24 protein-coding genes and 1 pseudogene are annotated in these 20,516 nt (G+C 37.0%); 9 read left to right on the forward strand and 16 right to left on the reverse strand.

Going from position 1 to position 20,516, the window contains the following annotated elements:
* Window positions 1–60: 60 nt before the first annotated feature.
* The 8 genes from fusA to fkpA all read right to left on the reverse strand — a co-directional run bounded on the left by fusA (window position 61) and on the right by fkpA (window position 5,906).
* Window positions 61–2,163 (reverse strand): elongation factor G, encoded by a 2,103-nt coding sequence (fusA, locus tag HMPREF1052_RS04630; protein WP_005760207.1) that lies wholly within the window; start codon window positions 2,161–2,163, stop codon window positions 61–63.
* A gap of 92 nt (window positions 2,164–2,255) precedes the next feature.
* Entirely contained in the window at window positions 2,256–2,726 is a 471-nt protein-coding gene (gene rpsG / locus HMPREF1052_RS04635) for a 30S ribosomal protein S7 (protein ID WP_005760211.1), read from the reverse strand.
* 127 nt (window positions 2,727–2,853) lie between these two features.
* Window positions 2,854–3,228 carry a 30S ribosomal protein S12 gene (rpsL, locus tag HMPREF1052_RS04640; RefSeq protein ID WP_005760221.1) on the reverse strand — a complete coding sequence of 125 codons (375 nt, stop codon included), beginning with the start codon at window positions 3,226–3,228 and terminating at the stop codon, window positions 2,854–2,856.
* 143 nt (window positions 3,229–3,371) lie between these two features.
* The gene (gene tusB / locus HMPREF1052_RS04645; protein ID WP_005760203.1) at window positions 3,372–3,662 is read right to left on the reverse strand and encodes a sulfurtransferase complex subunit TusB; all 291 of its coding nucleotides are present in this window, start codon (window positions 3,660–3,662) and stop codon (window positions 3,372–3,374) included.
* Between the two features lies 1 nt (window position 3,663).
* A complete protein-coding gene (tusC, locus tag HMPREF1052_RS04650; protein WP_005760239.1) occupies window positions 3,664–4,023 on the reverse strand; it encodes a sulfurtransferase complex subunit TusC in 360 nt (119 codons plus the stop codon).
* Window positions 4,020–4,400, reverse strand: a complete 381-nt coding sequence (gene tusD, locus HMPREF1052_RS04655) for a sulfurtransferase complex subunit TusD (RefSeq protein WP_005760202.1) — start codon at window positions 4,398–4,400, stop codon at window positions 4,020–4,022. The genes tusC and tusD overlap by 4 nt, the downstream gene beginning before the upstream one ends.
* Complete coding sequence (locus tag HMPREF1052_RS04660; RefSeq protein ID WP_370446575.1) at window positions 4,400–5,068, reverse strand: helix-turn-helix transcriptional regulator; 669 nt, start codon at window positions 5,066–5,068, stop codon at window positions 4,400–4,402. Before HMPREF1052_RS04660 ends, tusD begins: the two co-directional genes overlap by 1 nt.
* 58 nt (window positions 5,069–5,126) lie before the next feature.
* Window positions 5,127–5,906: an FKBP-type peptidyl-prolyl cis-trans isomerase gene (fkpA, locus tag HMPREF1052_RS04665; RefSeq protein ID WP_005760213.1), complete on the reverse strand. Its 780-nt coding sequence runs from the start codon at window positions 5,904–5,906 to the stop codon at window positions 5,127–5,129.
* A 138-nt stretch (window positions 5,907–6,044) separates the two neighbouring features.
* On the opposite strand from fkpA, the gene HMPREF1052_RS04670 reads away from it, so the two are divergent.
* Entirely contained in the window at window positions 6,045–6,266 is a 222-nt protein-coding gene (locus tag HMPREF1052_RS04670; RefSeq protein ID WP_005760237.1) for a SlyX family protein, read from the forward strand.
* Window positions 6,267–6,335: 69 nt separating this feature from the next.
* Here HMPREF1052_RS04670 and HMPREF1052_RS04675 read toward each other — a convergent pair whose 3' ends face one another.
* Window positions 6,336–7,073 carry a glutathione peroxidase gene (locus HMPREF1052_RS04675; RefSeq protein WP_005760217.1) on the reverse strand — a complete coding sequence of 246 codons (738 nt, stop codon included), beginning with the start codon at window positions 7,071–7,073 and terminating at the stop codon, window positions 6,336–6,338.
* 122 nt (window positions 7,074–7,195) lie between these two features.
* Between HMPREF1052_RS04675 and oxyR the strand changes: the two genes are divergently transcribed.
* From oxyR to rfaC, 6 genes are all read left to right on the forward strand, one after another.
* Window positions 7,196–8,104 (forward strand): DNA-binding transcriptional regulator OxyR, encoded by a 909-nt coding sequence (gene oxyR, locus HMPREF1052_RS04680; protein ID WP_005760223.1) that lies wholly within the window; start codon window positions 7,196–7,198, stop codon window positions 8,102–8,104.
* Between the two features lies 1 nt (window position 8,105).
* Window positions 8,106–8,729 (forward strand): HTH-type transcriptional repressor FabR, encoded by a 624-nt coding sequence (gene fabR / locus HMPREF1052_RS04685; protein WP_005760232.1) that lies wholly within the window; start codon window positions 8,106–8,108, stop codon window positions 8,727–8,729.
* A gap of 209 nt (window positions 8,730–8,938) precedes the next feature.
* Window positions 8,939–9,865, forward strand: a complete 927-nt coding sequence (gene rfaD, locus HMPREF1052_RS04690) for an ADP-glyceromanno-heptose 6-epimerase (RefSeq protein ID WP_005760219.1) — start codon at window positions 8,939–8,941, stop codon at window positions 9,863–9,865.
* Window positions 9,866–9,953: 88 nt separating this feature from the next.
* Entirely contained in the window at window positions 9,954–10,994 is a 1,041-nt protein-coding gene (waaF, locus tag HMPREF1052_RS04695) for a lipopolysaccharide heptosyltransferase II (protein WP_005760241.1), read from the forward strand.
* Window positions 10,995–11,187: 193 nt separating this feature from the next.
* Window positions 11,188–11,610, forward strand: a complete 423-nt coding sequence (psiE, locus tag HMPREF1052_RS04700; protein WP_005760235.1) for a phosphate-starvation-inducible protein PsiE — start codon at window positions 11,188–11,190, stop codon at window positions 11,608–11,610.
* A gap of 7 nt (window positions 11,611–11,617) precedes the next feature.
* Window positions 11,618–12,580 carry a lipopolysaccharide heptosyltransferase RfaC gene (gene rfaC, locus HMPREF1052_RS04705; protein ID WP_005760225.1) on the forward strand — a complete coding sequence of 321 codons (963 nt, stop codon included), beginning with the start codon at window positions 11,618–11,620 and terminating at the stop codon, window positions 12,578–12,580.
* A 74-nt stretch (window positions 12,581–12,654) separates the two neighbouring features.
* Here rfaC and hemN read toward each other — a convergent pair whose 3' ends face one another.
* From hemN to argE, 5 genes are all read right to left on the reverse strand, one after another.
* Window positions 12,655–14,022, reverse strand: a complete 1,368-nt coding sequence (gene hemN, locus HMPREF1052_RS04710; RefSeq protein ID WP_005760206.1) for an oxygen-independent coproporphyrinogen III oxidase — start codon at window positions 14,020–14,022, stop codon at window positions 12,655–12,657.
* A 26-nt stretch (window positions 14,023–14,048) separates the two neighbouring features.
* Window positions 14,049–14,504: a DUF2489 domain-containing protein gene (locus HMPREF1052_RS04715; RefSeq protein ID WP_005760230.1), complete on the reverse strand. Its 456-nt coding sequence runs from the start codon at window positions 14,502–14,504 to the stop codon at window positions 14,049–14,051.
* Between the two features lie 9 nt (window positions 14,505–14,513).
* The gene (yihI, locus tag HMPREF1052_RS04720; RefSeq protein WP_005760200.1) at window positions 14,514–15,098 is read right to left on the reverse strand and encodes a Der GTPase-activating protein YihI; all 585 of its coding nucleotides are present in this window, start codon (window positions 15,096–15,098) and stop codon (window positions 14,514–14,516) included.
* A gap of 161 nt (window positions 15,099–15,259) precedes the next feature.
* Window positions 15,260–15,919, reverse strand: a complete 660-nt coding sequence (gene rluA, locus HMPREF1052_RS04725) for a bifunctional tRNA pseudouridine(32) synthase/23S rRNA pseudouridine(746) synthase RluA (protein WP_005760198.1) — start codon at window positions 15,917–15,919, stop codon at window positions 15,260–15,262.
* Window positions 15,920–16,041: 122 nt separating this feature from the next.
* Window positions 16,042–17,184, reverse strand: coding sequence for an acetylornithine deacetylase (gene argE, locus HMPREF1052_RS04730; protein WP_005760227.1), 1,143 nt, complete (start codon window positions 17,182–17,184; stop codon window positions 16,042–16,044).
* Window positions 17,185–17,458: 274 nt separating this feature from the next.
* On the opposite strand from argE, the gene argB reads away from it, so the two are divergent.
* Together argB and argH are read left to right on the forward strand one after the other, a co-directional pair.
* On the forward strand, window positions 17,459–18,232 hold the full coding sequence (gene argB / locus HMPREF1052_RS04735) for an acetylglutamate kinase (RefSeq protein ID WP_005760204.1): 774 nt from the start codon (window positions 17,459–17,461) through the stop codon (window positions 18,230–18,232).
* Between the two features lie 60 nt (window positions 18,233–18,292).
* Window positions 18,293–19,672 carry an argininosuccinate lyase gene (gene argH, locus HMPREF1052_RS04740; protein ID WP_005760209.1) on the forward strand — a complete coding sequence of 460 codons (1,380 nt, stop codon included), beginning with the start codon at window positions 18,293–18,295 and terminating at the stop codon, window positions 19,670–19,672.
* Between the two features lie 128 nt (window positions 19,673–19,800).
* On the opposite strand, the gene HMPREF1052_RS04745 is transcribed toward argH, so the two are convergent.
* Together HMPREF1052_RS04745 and HMPREF1052_RS11070 are read right to left on the reverse strand one after the other, a co-directional pair.
* The gene (locus HMPREF1052_RS04745; RefSeq protein ID WP_005760216.1) at window positions 19,801–20,205 is read right to left on the reverse strand and encodes a DUF2251 domain-containing protein; all 405 of its coding nucleotides are present in this window, start codon (window positions 20,203–20,205) and stop codon (window positions 19,801–19,803) included.
* A gap of 18 nt (window positions 20,206–20,223) precedes the next feature.
* Window positions 20,224–20,421: pseudogene (locus tag HMPREF1052_RS11070) on the reverse strand (DNA mismatch repair protein MutT); the annotation flags it as partial.
* Window positions 20,422–20,516 lie beyond the last annotated feature (95 nt).

Here is a 20,516-nt window from a genome sequence, read left to right on the forward strand (position 1 = left end):
CTAATATTTCCTAAAAGAGTGCTATAAACATGTGGTTTATAGCACGTTGTTTTACAAAAATTATTTTTTACGCGCTTCGATAATTGCTTCAGAAATATTTTTCGGAGCTTCTGCATATTTCAATGGTTCCATTGAGTATGATGCACGACCTTGAGTTTGTGAACGAAGGTCAGTTGCATAACCGAACATTTCTGATAATGGAACTTCAGCATTGATTTTTACTGCAAAATCAGTTGCTTCTTGTCCATTTACCATTGCACGACGACGGCTTAAGTCACCAATTACATCACCTACATATTCAGGAGGCGTTTCTACTTCAACTTTCATGATTGGCTCAAGTAATACTGGGTTTGCTTTAGCGAACGCTGCTTTAAAGGCAATTGATGCCGCTAATTTAAATGCTAACTCAGATGAGTCCACATCATGATATGAACCGAAGTGTAAACGTACACCTAAATCAACTACTGGGTAACCAGCTAGAGGACCAGATTTAAGTTGTTCTTGAATCCCTTTATCAACCGCAGGAATGTATTCACCAGGAATTACACCACCTTTGATTTCATTAACGAATTCATAACCCGGACCTTCAGGATCTAATGGATATAGGTCGATAACTACATGACCATATTGACCACGACCACCAGATTGTTTCGCATGTTTACCTTCTACATCGTTTACACGAGTACGAATAGTTTCGCGGTAAGAAACTTGTGGTTTACCAATGTTTGCTTCCACTTTAAATTCACGTTTCATACGATCAACGATGATATCTAAGTGTAACTCACCCATACCAGAAATGATAGTTTCACCTGATTCTTCATCAGTTTTAACACGGAATGAAGGGTCTTCTTGCGCTAAACGACCTAATGCTAAGCCCATTTTTTCTTGGTCAGCTTTAGTTTTTGGTTCTACCGCAACAGAGATAACTGGCTCTGGGAATTCCATACGTTCAAGAATAATTGGTGCATCTGATGCACATAATGTATCACCAGTACCTACATCTTTTAAGCCGATTGCTGCTGCAATATCACCTGCACGAACTTCTTTGATTTCTTCACGTTTGTTAGCGTGCATTTGTACAATACGACCAAAACGTTCACGTTTTTGTTTAACTGAGTTGTAAACTGTTGCACCTGATTCAACAACGCCTGAATACACACGGAAGAACGTTAAGTTACCTACGAATGGGTCAGTTGCAATTTTGAATGCTAATGCTGCAAATGGTTCATCATCACTTGCATGACGTTCACCTTCAGTTTCATCTTCATTAATACCTTTGATTGCAGGGATATCTACTGGAGATGGTAAGTATTCAATTACTGCATCAAGCATAGCTTGAACACCTTTGTTTTTGAATGCAGAACCACAAGTTACAAGAATAATCTCGGTAGCTAATACACGTTGACGTAATGCACCTTTAATTTCTTCTTCTGTTAGCTCTTCACCACCTAGGTATTTTTCCATTAATTCTTCTGATGATTCAGCTGCTGCTTCAATCAGGTTGTTACGCCATTCTTCACAAGCTTCTAGCATATCTGCTGGAACATCTTCATAAGTGAAAGTCATACCTTGGTCTTCTTCATTCCAGTTGATAGCTTTCATTTTGATTAAATCAACTACACCTTTGAAGTTATCTTCTGAACCGATTGGAAGTTGTAAAGGAACTGCATTCGCGCCTAAGCGAGCTTTTAATTGTTCAACAACACGTAAGAAGTTTGCACCAGTACGGTCCATTTTATTTACGAACGCAATACGTGGAACTTTATATTTGTTAGCTTGACGCCAAACTGTTTCTGATTGTGGTTGAACACCACCTACAGCACAGTAAACCATTACTGCACCATCAAGAACACGCATAGAACGTTCTACTTCGATAGTGAAGTCTACGTGTCCCGGAGTATCGATAACGTTGATACGGTGTTGATCAAATTGTTGAGACATACCAGCCCAGAAAGCTGTAGTCGCAGCAGATGTGATAGTAATACCACGTTCTTGTTCTTGTTCCATCCAGTCCATTGTTGCAGCACCATCGTGAACTTCACCGATTTTGTGGCTAACACCAGTATAGAACAAGATACGCTCTGTAGTAGTTGTCTTACCCGCGTCAATATGCGCACTGATACCGATATTACGATATCTTTCAATAGGGGTTGTACGAGCCATTATTATTACCTTGTTTGGGGTTTAATATTAATTTTTTAAATATGGGTAAGGCTCCACCAAAGATGAAGCCTTGAATATATTTTGCTACGCAATTACCAACGGTAGTGAGCAAACGCTTTGTTTGCTTCTGCCATACGGTGAACATCTTCACGTTTTTTCACTGCTGCACCTTTGTTTTCTGATGCATCAGATAATTCATTAGCTAAACGTAAAGCCATTGATTTATCACCACGTTTACGTGCAGCTTCAACGATCCAACGCATACCTAATGCGTTACGACGTGCTGGACGAACTTCTACTGGTACTTGATATGTAGAACCACCAACACGACGAGATTTAACTTCTACGGTTGGACGTACGTTTTCTAATGCTTCTTCAAATGCAACTAACGCTTCTTTATTAGTACGTTGAGCAAGTGTTTCTAAAGCACCATATGCGATTGATTCTGCGATAGATTTTTTACCATCTACCATTAATACATTAATAAATTTCGCAAGTAATTCTGAACCGAATTTCGGATCTGGAAGAATTTTGCGAGGTTCAATACTACGACGACGTGGCATTGCTATTTCTCCGTTTTTATCATTCAGGATATCCAAAACTCATCTAGTGCGATAATTATCGCCGTTGACTGGAGTTTATGGTTTAAATATTTAATTTAGACGTTTGGCCTTACTTAACGGAGTTCCATTAAGCTTTAGGACGTTTAACGCCGTATTTAGAACGTGCTTGTTTACGATCTTTAACGCCTGCGCAGTCTAATGCACCGCGTACTGTGTGATAACGCACACCTGGTAAATCTTTAACACGACCACCACGGATTAACACAACACTGTGTTCTTGAAGGTTATGACCTTCACCGCCGATATAAGAAGTTACTTCAAAACCGTTTGTTAAACGAATACGACATACTTTACGTAATGCTGAGTTCGGTTTTTTAGGAGTTGTAGTGTACACACGAGTACACACACCACGTTTCTGCGGGCAAGCCTCTAATGCAGGAACGTTGCTTTTTACAACCTTTTTCACACGCGGTTTGCGTACTAGTTGGTTGATTGTTGCCATTTAATAAGCTCCAGTTAAATATGATTCATAATAGAATTGTTTAGTTAAATCTGTCCTGATACTAGAACAGACACGGAATTTTAGACTTGAAAAGAAGATATGTCAAGGAATAGTCAGTTGGCTTATTAAGATAAGTTAATTGGTTAAAGTGCCAATTGAGGATAATATTGTTCTGTTAAAGCAACAAATTGAGAAAGTGTTAGTTGTTTGATGGTAGGCAGTGTGGTTTGTATGATCTCTGTTAATCCTCTAGCTTGAATATCTATTTCTAATAAATAGATTTGTTGAGCATATTGAGATAGTAATTGCGGATATTTTACCGCAAGAATTACCGCACTTTGCCAAAGTACTACGGCATCATTTGGGGTGATTTGAGAAAAATAATTTTCTAATTCTGTTTGACTGTAATGTGATTCTGAAAATGTATATAACATATTAAAAAGTAATGATTTTTTCAAATTTCTGAAGTTTCTGTAAAAATAAAGTGCGGTCTATTTTTTCGCAGTTTATAACTAGTGCTTGATTTATGAGTCCTAGATCATTTAATGATTCGCTACAGATATAACGCTGCTCTATATCATATAAATCCAGTAATTTAAATCCACTTATAAAATCTTTTTGTAGAATGATTTCAGGCTGTTGATGAGGTAGTAAATTTAACACTCCGTCATCAATAAAGAAAACAGCAAGTTTATTTTCATCACAAAATGCACTGGCAGCTAATAAGGCATCTAAGCCTTCTCGACTAATTGTCGAACCATGAGGGCTGTGTCTAAATACAAAGGCGAGTTTCATAAGCTAATGACCCTATCTGCTTCAAGTACTGCTTTGCTAAATTCACCAAGCCCTGCTAAAACAAATCCTTCTGCAAGGTTACTTGTTTTACCATCAAAGGCAGTAAGTTTGTCGACGATTCCTCGTCGTTGTGAGGCCGCAACGCATAAATGTAAAGGCACATGATGTTCTAGTGAAAGCTTTTGCCAGGCTTTGACTAAATTGAATTCATCGTTTGCTGGATAGGCCAAGGCATTGCCATTTGATACGCCTGCTTGAGAAAAGAAAATTTGCGTAATTTGATGACTTTGAGCAAGTAATTCTTGGGCAAGTTGATAGGCAAGATAAGCACCTTGTGAACCATATATAGGCTGTCTTACTGATAATACATAGCGCATTAGCGTTGGTCATCCTGTTTGATTTGACGGATATAAAGATACACAGTATGACGAGAGATATTTAAGCGTTCTGCCACAAGATTGATTGCATCTTTAATATCAAAGATTCCTTTTTCAAAAAGAGTAATAACAATTTGACGATTTTTATTATTATTTGCCACTAATCGATCGGCAGTAATTTCCCCGATGGTATTTTCTACTGTTTGCAAGACTAGGTCTTCTACGGAACTTGCAAAATTATTGGCGTTAGCCACAGTATGTTCTTGCGTTGGAATAAAGGCTTGCATGAATTGCGAAACAGGCACTTCTAAATTTAGATTAACGCATAACAATCCAATGATTTGTTGTTTACTGTTACGAATTGCCATCGTGGCGGACTTCATTAAACCATTATTACCTTTATGACGAGTAAAATAAGGTTTTAACTCAATGCCATGCTCCATAGTTTGTAGAGATTGTAAATCTATTTCGGTTAATGTCGCACCTGCTTGGCGATTGGTGTTATGCCCGTTAACAATATATAAAGTAGAATGTTCGGGATCTTCTAAAGAATGTAATACGATTTCACAATGGCTTCCCATCAATGCACTTAACCCATCAATAATGGCTCGGTAAGAATTTAGGATTGCACGATCTTCGTCAGTAAAAGCTCGCTTGATATTTGTCATCATATTATTCTCGAAAAGAGTACCGCACTTTGTTTATCAAAGTGCGGTGTATTTTTTATTATTTTTTCTCTGCAATTACATCTAAGACTTCAACATCAAAATGTAGTGTTGAATTTGCTGGAATTTGACCTAATTCTTGATCACCATAAGCAAGTTCAGCAGGAATCACTAATTCAATTTTGCCGCCTTTTTTGATTAGTTGTAAACCTTCTGTCCAACCTGGAATAACTTGATTAAGCATAAATTCTGCTGGTTGATTACGTTCTACTGAACTATCAAAAACAGTACCATTAGTTAGTTTACCTGTGTAATGTACTTTTACAGTGTCAGTAGCTTTAATAGGATTACCTTCACCTTCTTTTTCAATACGATATAAAAGACCTGATTTAGTTTCTTTCACACCATCTTTTTTCTTGAATTCAGCAATAAATTTTTCACTATCGGCTTTTGCTTGTTTTGCTCGAGCTTCAGCTTTAGCTTGAGCAGCATTTTTTAATTTTTCATCCATTCCTTTTAAGGTATCTACAACATCTTGATTCGTTAAATCAATTTTGCCATTTAATGCATCTGCAACACCGGCTAAAACTTTTTGGTTATCATAAGTGAAGACTTCTTTTTGTGCATCCACTAGGCCTTTCAAATCATTACCAATTAATACGCCAATTGCATAAGATGGATCTTTTGCTTGAGTATTATTTGTTTGAGGAGCTTGAGCTGTTTGTTTAGCTGGCTCTGCAGCTGCTTGAGTTTCTGCTTTTTTATCATCTTTACAAGCTGAAGTTGCTAATACAGCACTCACTAATAATGCGATTGCCGTAATTTTTTGAAATTTTACCATTGAATATGTCCTTTGGCGTGGATAACCACGCTGTTTGTTTTATGAATTTATAACTAAATAAATAGGTTTAACCCCAAGTTTTGTATAAAATAGGGTAAAGCCAATTTTATTATTGTACAACATTTATTTAGGATTACTATGCAAAACTCATCAAAATTAGAACAACGAATAGCAGAATTGGAAATGAAAATTACTTTTCAAGAAGGGGTATTAGAAGAACTCAATGAAGCGCTTGTACAACAGCAATTTATGATGGATAAAATGCATTTTCAATTACGCCATTTGGCAAATAAGTTGAAAGATATGCAACCTTCTAATGTGGCAAGACAATCGGAAGAAACACCACCGCCTCATTACTAAAAATTTGCCAAAAAGAAACCGCACTTTAGCTTTTAAAGTGCGGTTTTAATTTTTATGATCTGTTATCGATTAGTTTTTAGAAAAAAATGCTTCTAAATCATCACTACCACCGATGTATTGACCACCGATGAAAACTTGAGGAACAGAAGTTTTACCTGTGATTGCACGAACAGAAATAGTACTTGCATCTTTGCCTAAAACGATTTCTTCAAAAGTATAACCTTTAACTTTTAATAAACCTTTTGCTTTAGCGCAGAAAGGACAACCAGGTTTTGTAAAGATAGAAACAGAAGGTTTTGCAGTCCAATCAGGTTTTAAGTATTTGATCATGGTATCTGCATCAGATACTTTGAATGGATCGCCTGGCTCTTGTGGTTCAATAAACATTTTTTCAACTACGCCATTTTTAACAAGCATAGAATAACGCCATGAACGATTACCGAAACCTAAGTCTTCTTTACCAACCAACATACCCATACCACGAGTAAAGTCGCCATTACCATCTGGAATCACAGTGATGTTTTCAGCTTCTTGGTCAGCTTTCCATGCGTTCATTACGAAGGTATCGTTTACAGATACACAAATAATATCGTCAACACCTAAGGCTTTAAACTCACAAGCTAACTCATTATAGCGTGGTAAGTGAGTAGAAGAACAAGTTGGTGTAAATGCTCCTGGAAGAGAGAATACGACTACAGTTTTGTTATCAAATAGTTCGCTTGTTGTTACATCAACCCATGCATCGCCTTGACGAGTACGAAAAGTTACTTCTGGTACATGTTTACCAGTCATATCTGCTAAAGCCATTTTTTTCTCCTATTAAATTAGAAAGTTAACTTATTAACGGGATGGATTATAGATAAAATTATGGTATAGTTACAATCAATTAATTCTATCCTTTTAATCGTTTTTTTCTATGACGAGGCCAAATGAATATTCGTGACTTAGAATACTTAGCAGCCCTTGCTGAGTATAAACACTTTCGACGTGCGGCAGATGCATGTCATGTTAGTCAACCAACTTTAAGCGGACAAATTCGCAAATTAGAAGATGAGCTTGGCATCACATTACTGGAACGCACAAGTCGTAAAGTCTTATTTACTCAGTCAGGTCTTATTTTAGTCGAACAAGCTAAAAAAGTCTTGCGTGAAGTGAAATTATTAAAAGAAATGGCAAGTAATCAAGGTAAAGACATGACAGGTCCTTTACATATGGGCGTGATTCCAACAGTAGGACCTTATTTATTGCCTTATATCATGCCAATTTTTAAAGAGGCTTTCCCTGAATTAGATCTTTATTTATATGAAGCTCAAACTTCAAGTTTATTAGATCAATTAGAATCAGGGCGTTTAGATTGTGCGATTGTAGCGAGCGTACAAGAAACAGAAGCCTTTATTGAAGTGCCTATTTTTCATGAACGTATGTTATTAGCCGTTTCGGATATTCATCCATGGGCAAAACAAAAACAAATTAAAATGAATGAACTTAAAGGTCATGAAGTATTAATGTTGGATGATGGTCATTGCTTACGAGATCAAGCTTTAGGTTATTGTTTTACTGCCGGAGCTCGTGAAAATTCTCATTTTCAAGCAACCAGTTTGGAAACATTACGTAATATGATTGCCGCAAATGCGGGCATGACATTAATGCCTGAGCTTGCCGTTCTCAATGAAGGTAATCGTGATGGTGTTAAATATATTCCTTGTATTGAGCCAGAACCTAAACGTACGATCGCTTTAGTTTATCGTCCAGGTTCACCACTTCGTAATCGTTATGAACGAGTTGCGATGGCTGTAGGTAAAGCGGTAGAACCTATTTTGTCAAAAGAAGGTAAATAATATGGCTGGTGTGCGTGCAATTCAAAAAGAGAGAACCCGCCGAGCTTTAATTGATGCGGCTTTTAATCAATTGACAGCTGAAAAAAGCTTCTCTAATTTAAGTTTACGTGAAGTGGCAAGAGAAGCTGGAATTGCACCCACATCATTTTATCGCCATTTTAAAGATATGGATGAATTAGGCTTGACGATGGTTGATGAGGCAGGATTAATTTTACGTCAGTTAATGCGACAGGCACGTAAGCGTATTGAAAAAGGTGGCAGCGTCATTGTTATATCGGTAGAAACCTTTTTCGAATTTATTAGCCATAGTCCAAATGTGTTTCGTTTATTGTTACGTGAAAGTTCAGGGACTTCACAAGCTTTTCGTACTGCCGCTGCTCGTGAAATTAAGCACTTCGTAGATGAATTAGCAGAATATTTAATGATGACTAATGACTATTCTCAATATGTCGCTTATGTGCAAGCGGAAGGTATGGTAACGATTGTATTTACTGCGGGTGCCAATGCTTTGGATATGGGCAATAAAGAGCGAGAATTATTAACTGAACGAGTCATTTTGCAATTGAGAATGTTAGCAAAAGGTGCACATTATACCTTGGAGAAGAGTTTAAAATCTTCCGCCTAAAAAACTGCGGTCTATTTTTATAAAATTTAATTGATTAACCTTTTCAAATAATTAGGGATAAATATTATCCGTTGATAATCTGTCGGTATTTTGACTAGCTTGTCTTCCTACTAAAGCGAGGCTGAACACATATCCATAGCTTGAGTACACAATTCTCATAAAATCTATTACAATATTACATAATTTGATAAAACAAGAGGGATAAGATTATGATTATCGTAACTGGTGGCGCTGGTATGATCGGTAGCAATATCGTTAAAGCATTAAACGATATTGGTCGTAAAGATATTTTAGTCGTAGATAATTTAAAAGATGGCACAAAATTTATTAATTTAGTGGATTTAGATATTGCGGATTATTGTGATAAAGAGGATTTTATTTCATCTATTATTGCTGGTGATGATTTAGGTGAGATTGATGCTATTTTCCATGAAGGTGCTTGTTCAGCAACCACGGAATGGGATGGCAAATATCTCATGCACAATAATTATGAGTATTCAAAAGAGTTGTTACATTATTGCCTTGAGCGTGAAATTCCTTTCTTTTATGCCTCATCTGCGGCAACTTATGGCGATAAAACAGATTTTATTGAAGAACGCCAATTTGAAGGACCATTAAATGCCTATGGTTATTCAAAATTCTTATTTGATCAATATGTGCGAGCTATTTTACCTGAAGCGCATTCCCCTGTTTGTGGTTTTAAATACTTCAATGTTTATGGCCCACGTGAGCAACACAAAGGCTCAATGGCAAGTGTGGCATTCCATTTAAATAATCAAATGTTAAAAGGTGAAAACCCAAAATTATTTGCAGGGAGTGAACATTTTATTCGTGATTTTGTTTATGTGGAAGATGTCGCCAAAGTGAATATTTGGGCATGGCAAAATGCAATATCTGGTATTTTCAATCTTGGCACAGGTCAAGCAGAGAGTTTTAAAGCAGTGGCAGAAGCGGTGATCAAACATCATGGTAAAGGGGAAATTGAAACTATTCCATTTCCTGAACATTTGAAATCTCGCTACCAAGAATATACACAAGCAAATTTAACCAAACTCCGCCAAGCTGGTTGTGATTATAAATTTAAAAATGTTGCTGAAGGTGTGGCAGAATATATGGCTTGGTTAAATCGCAAATAAACCAGATATAACAGTTTGAATGAAGACAAAGTGCGGGTAAAATTATGAAAATTTTCACCGCACTTTTTACTTTAGGAATTGGGTAAGTATGAATATTTTAATTATTGCACCTTCGTGGGTCGGCGATATGATGATGTCGCACAGCCTTTATCAAACACTTAAACAACAGTATCCCAATTGTGAGATTGATGTGTTAGCGCCGAACTGGTGTAAGCCCTTGCTCGCTCGAATGCCAGAAGTGCGTAAAGCCTTGACCATGCCTCTTGGGCATGGTGCCTTTAATTTAATGGAGCGTTATCGTATTGGAAAATCTTTGCGTAATCAATATGATATGGCAATTGTATTACCGAATTCATTGAAATCAGCCTTTATTCCTCTGTTTGCGAATATTGCGGTACGACGTGGTTGGAAAGGTGAAAGTCGCTATTTGTTGTTAAATGATTTGCGTACAAATAAACAAGATTATCCGATGATGGTTCAGCGTTATGTGGCGTTAGGTTATGAAAAAAGTGCGGTGCCTAATGCAGAAAATTTACCAATTCCAACGCCTTATTTACAGGTGAATACAGATCAGGTGGCGGATACTTTAAAAATTTTTGAAAAACAAACCGCACTTGCTGAACACCGCCCTGCTATTGGCTTTTGTCCTGGTGCAGAATTTGGTCCTGCAAAGCGTTGGCCTCATTATCATTACGCTAATTTAGCTCATCAACTTATTGAAAAAGGCTATTCTATTCGTTTATTGGGGTCCGCAAAAGATGAGCAAGTGTGTGAACAAATTTGTCATGCATTGCCTGACAATTTACGTGGTTACTGCATTAATTTAGCTGGACAAACTGAACTGAATCAAGCGGTAGATATTATTGCCGATTGTGTGGCAATGGTGACCAATGATAGCGGATTAATGCATATTGCTGCTGCAGTTAATCGCCCTCTGGTGGCGTTATATGGACCAACTAGCCCGCAATATACGCCACCATTATCAGATAAGGCGGTGATTATTCGCTTAATTGAAGGCGGTTTAATTAAAATCCGTAAGGGTGAGGATAGTGCAGAAGGCTATCATCAGAGCCTAATTGATATCACGCCTGAGATGGTGATGGAAAAATTGAACACTCTTCTTAGTTAAGCATTAGTGTAAATAAATATTGGATTGAATGTTTTTCAATCAGCTGATGGCTGAATTATTGTACTTTATACATTAACTAGTTCAAAATACAGCACTATTCACAAAGCAACGGTTATTGAAATAAATAACCGTTTTCTTTGAATAACCCAAATTCAATACTTTTTACTTGGTTTTAACTTTATTGATTAATTTTATGAATACTCAAGACTTTATGGAAACTAAGTTACCAGTGATGGTGACTAATATATTACGCATCATTTTAAGTACAACGGTGATTATGTTGGCAGTGATTGATTTAGTTGCAGTACTCAAAGTGATTTATGGACTCAGCATCATGATTTTTACCTCTGGCAATGTTGTACCTGCTGCCTTTGCAGAACAAATTGTGATGTTCTTTTTATATTTCGGATTTTTGGCGCTGATTTCTCAATATTTTAAAAGTGGCTATCATTTCCCACTGCGATATTTTATTTATGCGGGAATTACTGCTATGTTGCGTTTGATTATTGTCGATCATGAAAGTGCGGTAAATACTATTTTATTTGCAGGGGCGATTTTATTAATGGTAATTGCACTCTGTTTAGTTTTTTATTCAGATAAACTTAAAAACTTCTAACCAGATAATGAAAGTATTGATTGTAAAAACATCTTCCATGGGAGATTTATTACATACCTTACCAGCCTTAACTGATGCTCAACAAGCTTATCCAGATATCCAATTTGATTGGGTGGTGGAGGAGAATTTTGTTGAAATTCCGCAGTGGCATCCAGCGGTAAAAAATGTGATTCCAGTTGCGATTCGTCGCTGGCGTAAGCATCCTTTTTCCAGTGAAAATCGATGTCAATGGAAAGATTATCGTCGTTTATTGCAATCTACAGAATATGATGCAGTAATTGATGCGCAAGGCTTATTGAAAAGTGCTTTTTTGGTAACACGTTTAGCAAAAGGGAAAAAGTTCGGTTATCACTTTTCTTGTGCACGAGAAGCTGTGGCATCATTTTTCTATGATCAAAAATTTATTATTCCCTATCAGCAACATGCGGTGGAACGTATTCGTCAATTATTTGGTAAAAGTTTAAATTATACGCTGCCACAAACCCAAGCTAATTATGGGCTTACTCAGCGTTTTGCTGGTACTTCTTCTCTACCTTATGTGATTTTTATTCATGCGACAACCAGGGCTGATAAACATTGGCTCGTGCAGGAATGGATTAATTTAGCAAACAAGTTGATGTTAAATTATCCTAATTTGCGTATTTATTTACCTTGGAATAATGAAACAGAGCGAGCAAGAGCTGAACAGATTAAAAGTGCGGTATCAAATTGTGAAATTTTGCCTAAATTATCTTTAACCGAATTAGCAAAATTTATTGCCCAAGCGAAAGCTGTGGTATCCGTAGATACTGGGCTGGCTCATTTGACGGCAGCATTAAATAAGCCGAATATCACACTTTATGGGGCAACGGATCCTTTATTAGTTGGCACTTATGGTTTACATCAATATCATATTCAACAACAGAATATGGCAGCAATTAAAGCAGAAATGGTTTTTCAACAGTTGAAGAATATTATTGATTCGGATTGAGTCGGCAAACCATGTAAACAAGAATAGTGCGGTAGAATTTTGAAAATTTCTACCGCACTTTAGTTTAGAGAAGACTAAATAATTCTAGAGAATTGTTGACGTCTAGCAAGTTGTCTCGAATAGCTATCAAAACACATACAAATATTTCGAATCAGTAAGCGTCCACGAGGCGAGACTTGGATAGTTGTTTCATTAATTGAGACTAACCCATCTTTTTCAAGAGGTTTAAGTAATTCTAAATCTTCAGCAAAATGGGATTGGAAATCAATATGATATTGTTTTTCAATGGTTGTCCAGTCAAGTTTAAAATTACAGATCAATTGTTTGATAACATCACGACGTAAACAGTCTTCTTCGCTCAACACTAGGCCTTTATGTAATGCCAGTCCAGTGGCATCGACATCAGCATAATATTTTTTCAATTCCTTTTGGTTTTGTGCATAAGTATCGCCTAATAGACTGATTGCTGATACACCTAAACCTAATAAATCATCATCTTCTTGGGTGGTATAGCCTTGGAAGTTACGATGCAATACACCATTTTGTTGAGCAATGGCTAATTCATCTTCAGGTTTGGCAAAGTGATCCATACCAATAAATTTATAACCTGCATTGCCTAAAGTCGAAATAGTTTCTTGCAGAATTTGTAATTTAGATTCTGGTGGAGGCAACATATGATCTTTAATTTTTGCTTGGCCAGGGAAACGGCTTGGCAAGTGAGCATAGTTAAATACACTTAATCGGTCTGGATTTAAATCAATGACTTTTTTCAGCGTAAACAAGAAACTTTCTGGAGTTTGTAAGGGTAAACCGTAGATTAAATCAAGATTAGTGGATTGAAAACCGAGTTCTCTTGCTTTTACCAATAGCGCACCAATAAATTCTTCATCTTGTTCACGGTTAACTGCTTTTTGTACCTCTTTATTGAAGTCTTGCACGCCCATACTGATGCGGTTAAATCCAATTTTTCGCAGATGTTCCAACATCGATAATTCAATTTCACGAGGATCCATTTCAATACTAATTTCGGCATTAGCATCAATATGAAAATGGGTTTTTAGCATATCCATTAAACGTGAAGATTGTGATTCAGATAAATAAGTTGGCGTACCACCTCCCCAGTGAATCTGAGTGACATTACGGTTAATAAATAATGGAGCACGAGTTTTGATTTCTTGTTCTAAATAATCAAGATAAATATCTGCTTTGTGCTGGTGGCGAGTAATCACTTTATTACAGCCACAGAAATAACAAAGTTTGTGGCAAAATGGAATATGCACATAGAGCGAAAGCGGACGTTCAGGATAACGTTCTGCTGCCGCTTTAAAATCTTCATGAGTATAATTTTCATGAAATTCTAAAGCGGTTGGATAAGAGGTATAACGGGGCCCTGATTGATTGTATTTTTGAATCAATGCTAAATCCCAAATAATTTCAGACATAAAATGTTTCCCCACAAAACAATATGTTACTGTTTTCGTTTTTGATAATTTTCAATATCAGATAATAACTGAATAAGCTCAGTTTTTATTTTTTCTTCTAATTCAGCTTCAGCACTTTCACGTTCTAGATCTAGTTTCATGCGTTCATTTTTTTTCAAATTTTGGCGTGCTTCATGCGTTGGCATCTCTTTGACCACATGATAGAGTTGGTCCATTGCTGGATAAGCTGAAAGCGTTTTTTGTCCTAAAGGGTCTAGTAACATTTTTAAACGAATAACCCCTTCCGAGTGATTACAATCGTTGGTTTGCATCGCTTTAGCAATGATAATAATACTTTCTTGAATACGATTGATACGATCTTGCCGTGCTTTTGCAAATAATCTTTTTTGTTTATTTAATTCACGTAGGACATGAATAGTGTAACCTACCATGATCATAATAATGATGATGGCGAGAATAGAAAGAATGTAAGTCCAGCTCATAGGTTATACTTATTTAAATTGATTAATATCTATTTTTTCGAAGGTACGAAGCAAATCATCCTCGTTTTCTTCTTCATCTTCAATGCCTAATTCATCCATTAATTCAGCAATACGATCTAAGCATTCATCTACAAATTTTTGATCAGCAGCACTGATAGACTTACCTGCATCAAGTTCATCTAATAATTGATTTAAACATTCATTATTTTCTAATTGTTCTAACTCAAGCATTGGATCGAGTTTTTTCGTTTTTGCTTTTGTTGGTGGAACACTCATAGGTTCAATAGTTTGACCTTTTTCAGGGTTATTAACAAACTCAACGATTAAAGGCACCTTTTTACGGCTACCTAAACGAGGGTCACGTTTTTCTAAATGTTGAGAGTGATTATTTTGCGTTGAAGTACTATGGCGAGAACCTGAAGATAGACCTTTATGTTTCTTCTTTTTTTTATCTTCACGTGCTTTAGCATCTAATTCATAACGCGTTAATTTTTTACTCGGACGAGTCAAAGCCATCATTGATTCAGGCTTTTTATCTGTTTTACGGGTTGGCATAACATCAACCACGTTACGGCTTTTCTTTTGACGAGACATAGCGTTCCTTACATTCTTAAATATTGAGGGCGAATTGTATCATTTTAGAGCAGCATTCTCACTAATTCTTTATCATTTACCTCGGATAAGGTAGTGAAAATGACTGAATAAGCGTAAAAGTGCGGTTAAAATTTTCTAAAATTAAACCGCACTTTAGAAGGTTAAAAATCAGCAGGGCGCATAAAGGTCATTTGTTCTCCTGTAATCGGGTGTTTAATGGTGAGGCTTTCTGCATGTAAACATAATCGAGGAGACATGGCCCTGGCTTGTGGATGAGAATAAAATTTATCTCCTAAAATTGGGTGACCAAGTGCTAACATATGCAAGCGTAACTGATGAGAACGACCTGTAATAGGGGTGAGTTTGACTCGAGTTGAATTATTAGGTAAGCGTTCAAGTACTTCATAATGCGTCACTGCACGTTTGCCTCGTTCAAAGCAGATCATTTGGCGAGGACGGTTTTCCCAGTCACAAATTAGTGGAAGATTCACGCTGCCTTGATTTTGCTCTAAATGTCCCCATACCAACGCTTCATAAAACTTTTTGGTTTCACGTTCACGAAATTGGCGTTTTAATTCACTATCCGCTGTTTTACTCATAGCAAATAACAAAATGCCACTGGTTGCCATATCTAGGCGATGAGCAGGTTCACAGAAACCGTATTTATCTTTCACACGAGACATTGCACTGTCGTAATACTGTGGCTGATTACCAGGTACGGACAGTAAACCGCTGGGCTTATTGACCACTAAAATATGATTATCGTGGTAAACAATATCAAGCCAAGGTTTTGTGGGTGGATGGTATTCAATTAATGCCATAGTAACTCATGTGTTGGTAAATAAGGGGCGTATTATACAGAATTTTTCAAAATCTGACCGCACTTTTTATGGTTGTAAGATGAGAACAGCGCAGAAGATCTCACGCTCATTTATCAAGTAACTTAACAAAAATGATTAATCATTTTAGTCAATAAATCTCGAGTAGGCTCGATAAATTCACTGGAAAGAAATTCATCGGGTTGATGAGCCTGTTCAATTGAGCCTGGGCCTAACACTAGGGTTGGGCAAAGTTCTTGGATAAATGGTGCTTCTGTGCAATAGTTGACGATATCACATTTTTCGCCTAATAATTTTTCGATGACTTGTACGACTTGTGCGGAATGTTCACATTCATAACCTGGAGTCGGTTCATGCAAGGCTTGAATAGATATGCGATCGCCCCATTTTTCAAATAATGGAGCAAGGCATTCTTGTAGCATTTCATCAAGATCTTCTAAACGCATATGAGGCAATGGACGAATATCAAAATGTAATTCGCAGCAGCCACAAATGCGATTAACCGCATCACCACCATGAATAGCGCCTAGATTCATGGTGGGGTAAGGAATTTCAAAACCTGCATGATGGTATTTTTGACGCAGTTCATCACGCATTTTCATAAGATAGCCAGTGGCTTCATGCATAATTTCGATGGCATTAATACCTTTTGCAGGATCACTTGAGTGCCCACTACGCCCCATGACACGCACTGCTTTACCAATATGACCTTTATGGGCACGTACTGCACGTAATGAAGTTGGTTCACCAATTAAAGCACAATCAGGGCGAATATGCGTATGTTTAATAAACATACGTGTGCCTAACATCGTAGTTTCTTCATCTGCGGTGGCTAGAATACGTAAGGGTTTAGTGAGTTTAGTTAAATCTATATGACGAATTGCATCAATCACAAAGGCAAAGAAGCCTTTCATATCTGCGGTCCCTAAACCATAAAATTTACCCTCTCGTTCAGTGAGTTTAAATGGATTACAGCTCCATAATTCTTCATTGCAAGGCACTGTATCTGTATGACCTGCCAAGAGTAAACCACCTTCTCCCTCACCATAAGTTGCTAGTAAGTTATATTTGGCTCGACTATTTTCCACTGGCAGAATTTCGGTTTTGAACCCTAGTGTATCTAACCAGTCTGCTAAAAGTTCAATGAGAATTTTATTTGATTGATCAAATTTTGCTTCAAGAGCACTAATGCTAGGAATAGCAATGAGTTGTGAATACATATCAATGAATTTAGGCAATTGTTTCATAGAGACTATCCAAAAATAAGTTGATTTATAAATAATTATGCAAAATAATAGCATAAATAATCATATTTAACAGTAAAATAATATTATATGAGATAAATCATGCAAGCCAATGTGATGCCTTATTTTTAGAAAAAATGAGTTGAAAGACAACTTGCATAAAATCAATATTAATCATATTCAACTATTCGTGACTTGAGCAAAAGTTTAATCTCAGCTGCGAAAAATCTGTCAATATTGGCTATAGCGAGAATGATATATTAGGATAAATGATAATATGAAACCATTAGTAATTAAACTGGGTGGTGTGCTATTTGATAGCCTTACTGCGATGGAAAATTTGTTTTCAGTATTAGCGAATTATCAACAAAATTTTGAGCGACCATTATTGATTGTTCATGGTGGTGGCTGTTTGGTGGATGATTTAATGACGCGTTTACATTTGCCCGTACGAAAGAAAAATGGTTTACGTGTGACGCCAAGCGATCAAATTGATATTATCGTGGCAGTGCTAGCTGGAATTGCAAATAAAAAATTAGTTGCTCAGGCAGCAAAATTTAAATTAAATCCAGTGGGATTATCGCTTTGTGATGCTAATTTAACCAAGGCGACTCAGTTTGATCCTGAATTGGGTCATGTTGCAATGGTGGTACCCAAAAATCCAAATTTGTTGAATAATTTATTAGCAGAAGCTTTTTTACCCATTATTAGTTCAATTGCTGTGGACGATAATGGGGCATTAATGAATGTTAATGCAGATCAAGCAGCGACAGCAATTGCTGCTTTGATTGATGCAGATTTAGTTATGTTATCTGATGTCGATGGCGTACTTGATGGTGATCATCAATTGATTCCTGAATTAAATTTAACGCAAATTGAACAATTTATTCAGGATAATGTTATTACAGATGGTATGATTGTAAAACTGAATGCTGCAAGTGATGCGGCTAGAATTTTAAATCATGGTGTGGATATTGCTAATGGAAAATATCCTGAAAAATTAACCGCACTTTTAGCTGGTGAAATTATTGGTACACGTATCAATCCATGATGAATAACGATGGTAGGTTTTAACCTAGCATGAAAATAGATGAACTAGAAAGGAAGAGATATGGCACTTTGGGGTGGACGTTTTACACAAGCGGCAGATCAACGTTTTAAAGATTTTAATGATTCTCTACGCTTTGATTATCGTTTAGCTGAACAAGATATTGAAGGTTCGGTGGGCTGGTCAAAAGCTTTAGTTAGTGTAGGTGTGCTAACTGTAGATGAGCAACAACGATTAGAAACCGCACTTAAGGAATTGTTGATAGAAGTACGTTCAAATCCACAAGCAATTTTGCAAGATGATGCAGAAGATATTCACAGTTGGGTGGAAAGTAAGCTTATTGATAAAGTGGGTGATTTAGGTAAAAAATTACACACTGGGCGTTCACGTAACGACCAAGTGGCACTCGACATTAAAATGTGGTGCAAAGCACAAGTGACTGAATTGCAATATGCGGTACGTGAGCTACAAGCAAAATTAGTAGAAACCGCTGAAAATAATCAACATGCAGTCATGCCTGGTTATACCCATTTGCAACGGGCACAGCCGATTAGTTTTGCTCATTGGTGTATGGCTTATGTAGAAATGTTAGAACGTGATTATAGTCGTTTAGCTGATGCTTATAATCGAATGAACGCTTGTCCATTGGGCAGTGGTGCGTTAGCAGGAACAGCTTACCCTGTGGATCGTGAACAATTAGCTCAAGATTTAGGGTTTGCTTTTGCCACTCGTAATAGCTTAGATAGTGTATCAGATCGTGATCATATCATTGAGTTACTCTCAATCGCCTCGCTAAGCATGGTGCATTTATCTCGTTTTGCCGAAGATATGATTATCTTCAATAGTGGTGAGGCAGATTTTGTGGAATTATCCGATCGTGTGACTTCGGGTTCCTCATTAATGCCACAAAAGAAAAACCCTGATGCTTGTGAGTTAATTCGTGGTAAAGCAGGACGGGTTATCGGCGCATTGACAGGCATGATGGTCACGGTGAAAGGCTTGCCCCTTGCTTATAACAAAGATATGCAAGAAGATAAAGAAGGTATTTTTGATGCCTTAGATACATGGCACGACTGTTTAACCATGGCAGCATTTGTGCTTGAAGATATTCACGTAAATGTTGAACGTACTCGTGAAGCCGCCTTAAAGGGTTATTCCAATGCAACAGAACTTGCTGATTACTTAGTGGCAAAAGGTGTACCATTCCGCGATTCTCATCATATTGTGGGAGAAACGGTGGTATATGCGATTAAAGTACATAAAGGCTTGGAAGACTTAAGTATTGAAGAATTCCGTCAATTCAGTAACGTGGTGAATGAAGATGTGTATGCTATTCTTTCATTACAATCTTGTTTAGATAAACGCAGTGCCAAAGGCGGCGTGTCACCATTACGAGTGGCTGAAGCCATTGCAGAGGCAAAAGCTCGTATTGCAACAACATAGCAATTTAATATAAAAATGCCCTTCAATAGAAATGTTGAAGGGCGTTTTGATTTTTAAGTTAAAGAAAAGTGCGGTAGGATTTTAAAAAATTTCTTAATATACAACCGCACTTTTATATCAATAACAAATTAAGGCGTTAACCATTCTTCGACTAATTTATCAGTGATATTTTCATGCGACCACATACTGCCTAATTCAGGCAGTGGATATTTACTGTGGTTATAACCCACTAAACGGAAAAAATCAAAGGCAGCATGAGGATAGCCATTAACTAAAAAGAAGGCTTGATTGCCATCTTCACTCCAACAGATTTGCACTTGGCGCGGCTCATGCAAACTTTCAATCCCACTTACATTGTACACCGACAAACTGTCTACTATTGGTTGGGATTCTTGCATGTTAATTGCATAAAAATAACCTGTTTCACCATCATCTTCAAATACTACTGCCAAATGCTCATGTTTAGTCGAGTGTACGCCAAGACGTTTTTGCTGACCAATGATATGTCGATCTTCTAAAACTAAATGTAACATGCTATATCCTTATTTATTTTAATCGAATTGAGTAATCCATGGTTTATTACTATGGTGTGCTTGGAAACATAATTCAACTTGTGCAGGGGTATTCTTTTCCTCTGCCATAGGCGGAAGTTCATTTAAGCCAAAATAAGCTGAAGCGATAGTTTCGCTATTGGGCTGAAATTCACCACCAACTAATTCACACATGACAAAAGTTTTGAAAACAGCATAAGCAAAAGGAGGATTGTGGGGTAGTGACAATATTTGCATAAGGAAAAAGAAAAAATTTGGTGGGAAAAAATTGGCTGAAGCCCCTGTTTATGGGG

The sequence above is a fragment of the Pasteurella bettyae CCUG 2042 genome, assembly GCF_000262245.1.
In the GTDB taxonomy this organism is placed as follows: domain Bacteria; phylum Pseudomonadota; class Gammaproteobacteria; order Enterobacterales; family Pasteurellaceae; genus Basfia; species Basfia bettyae.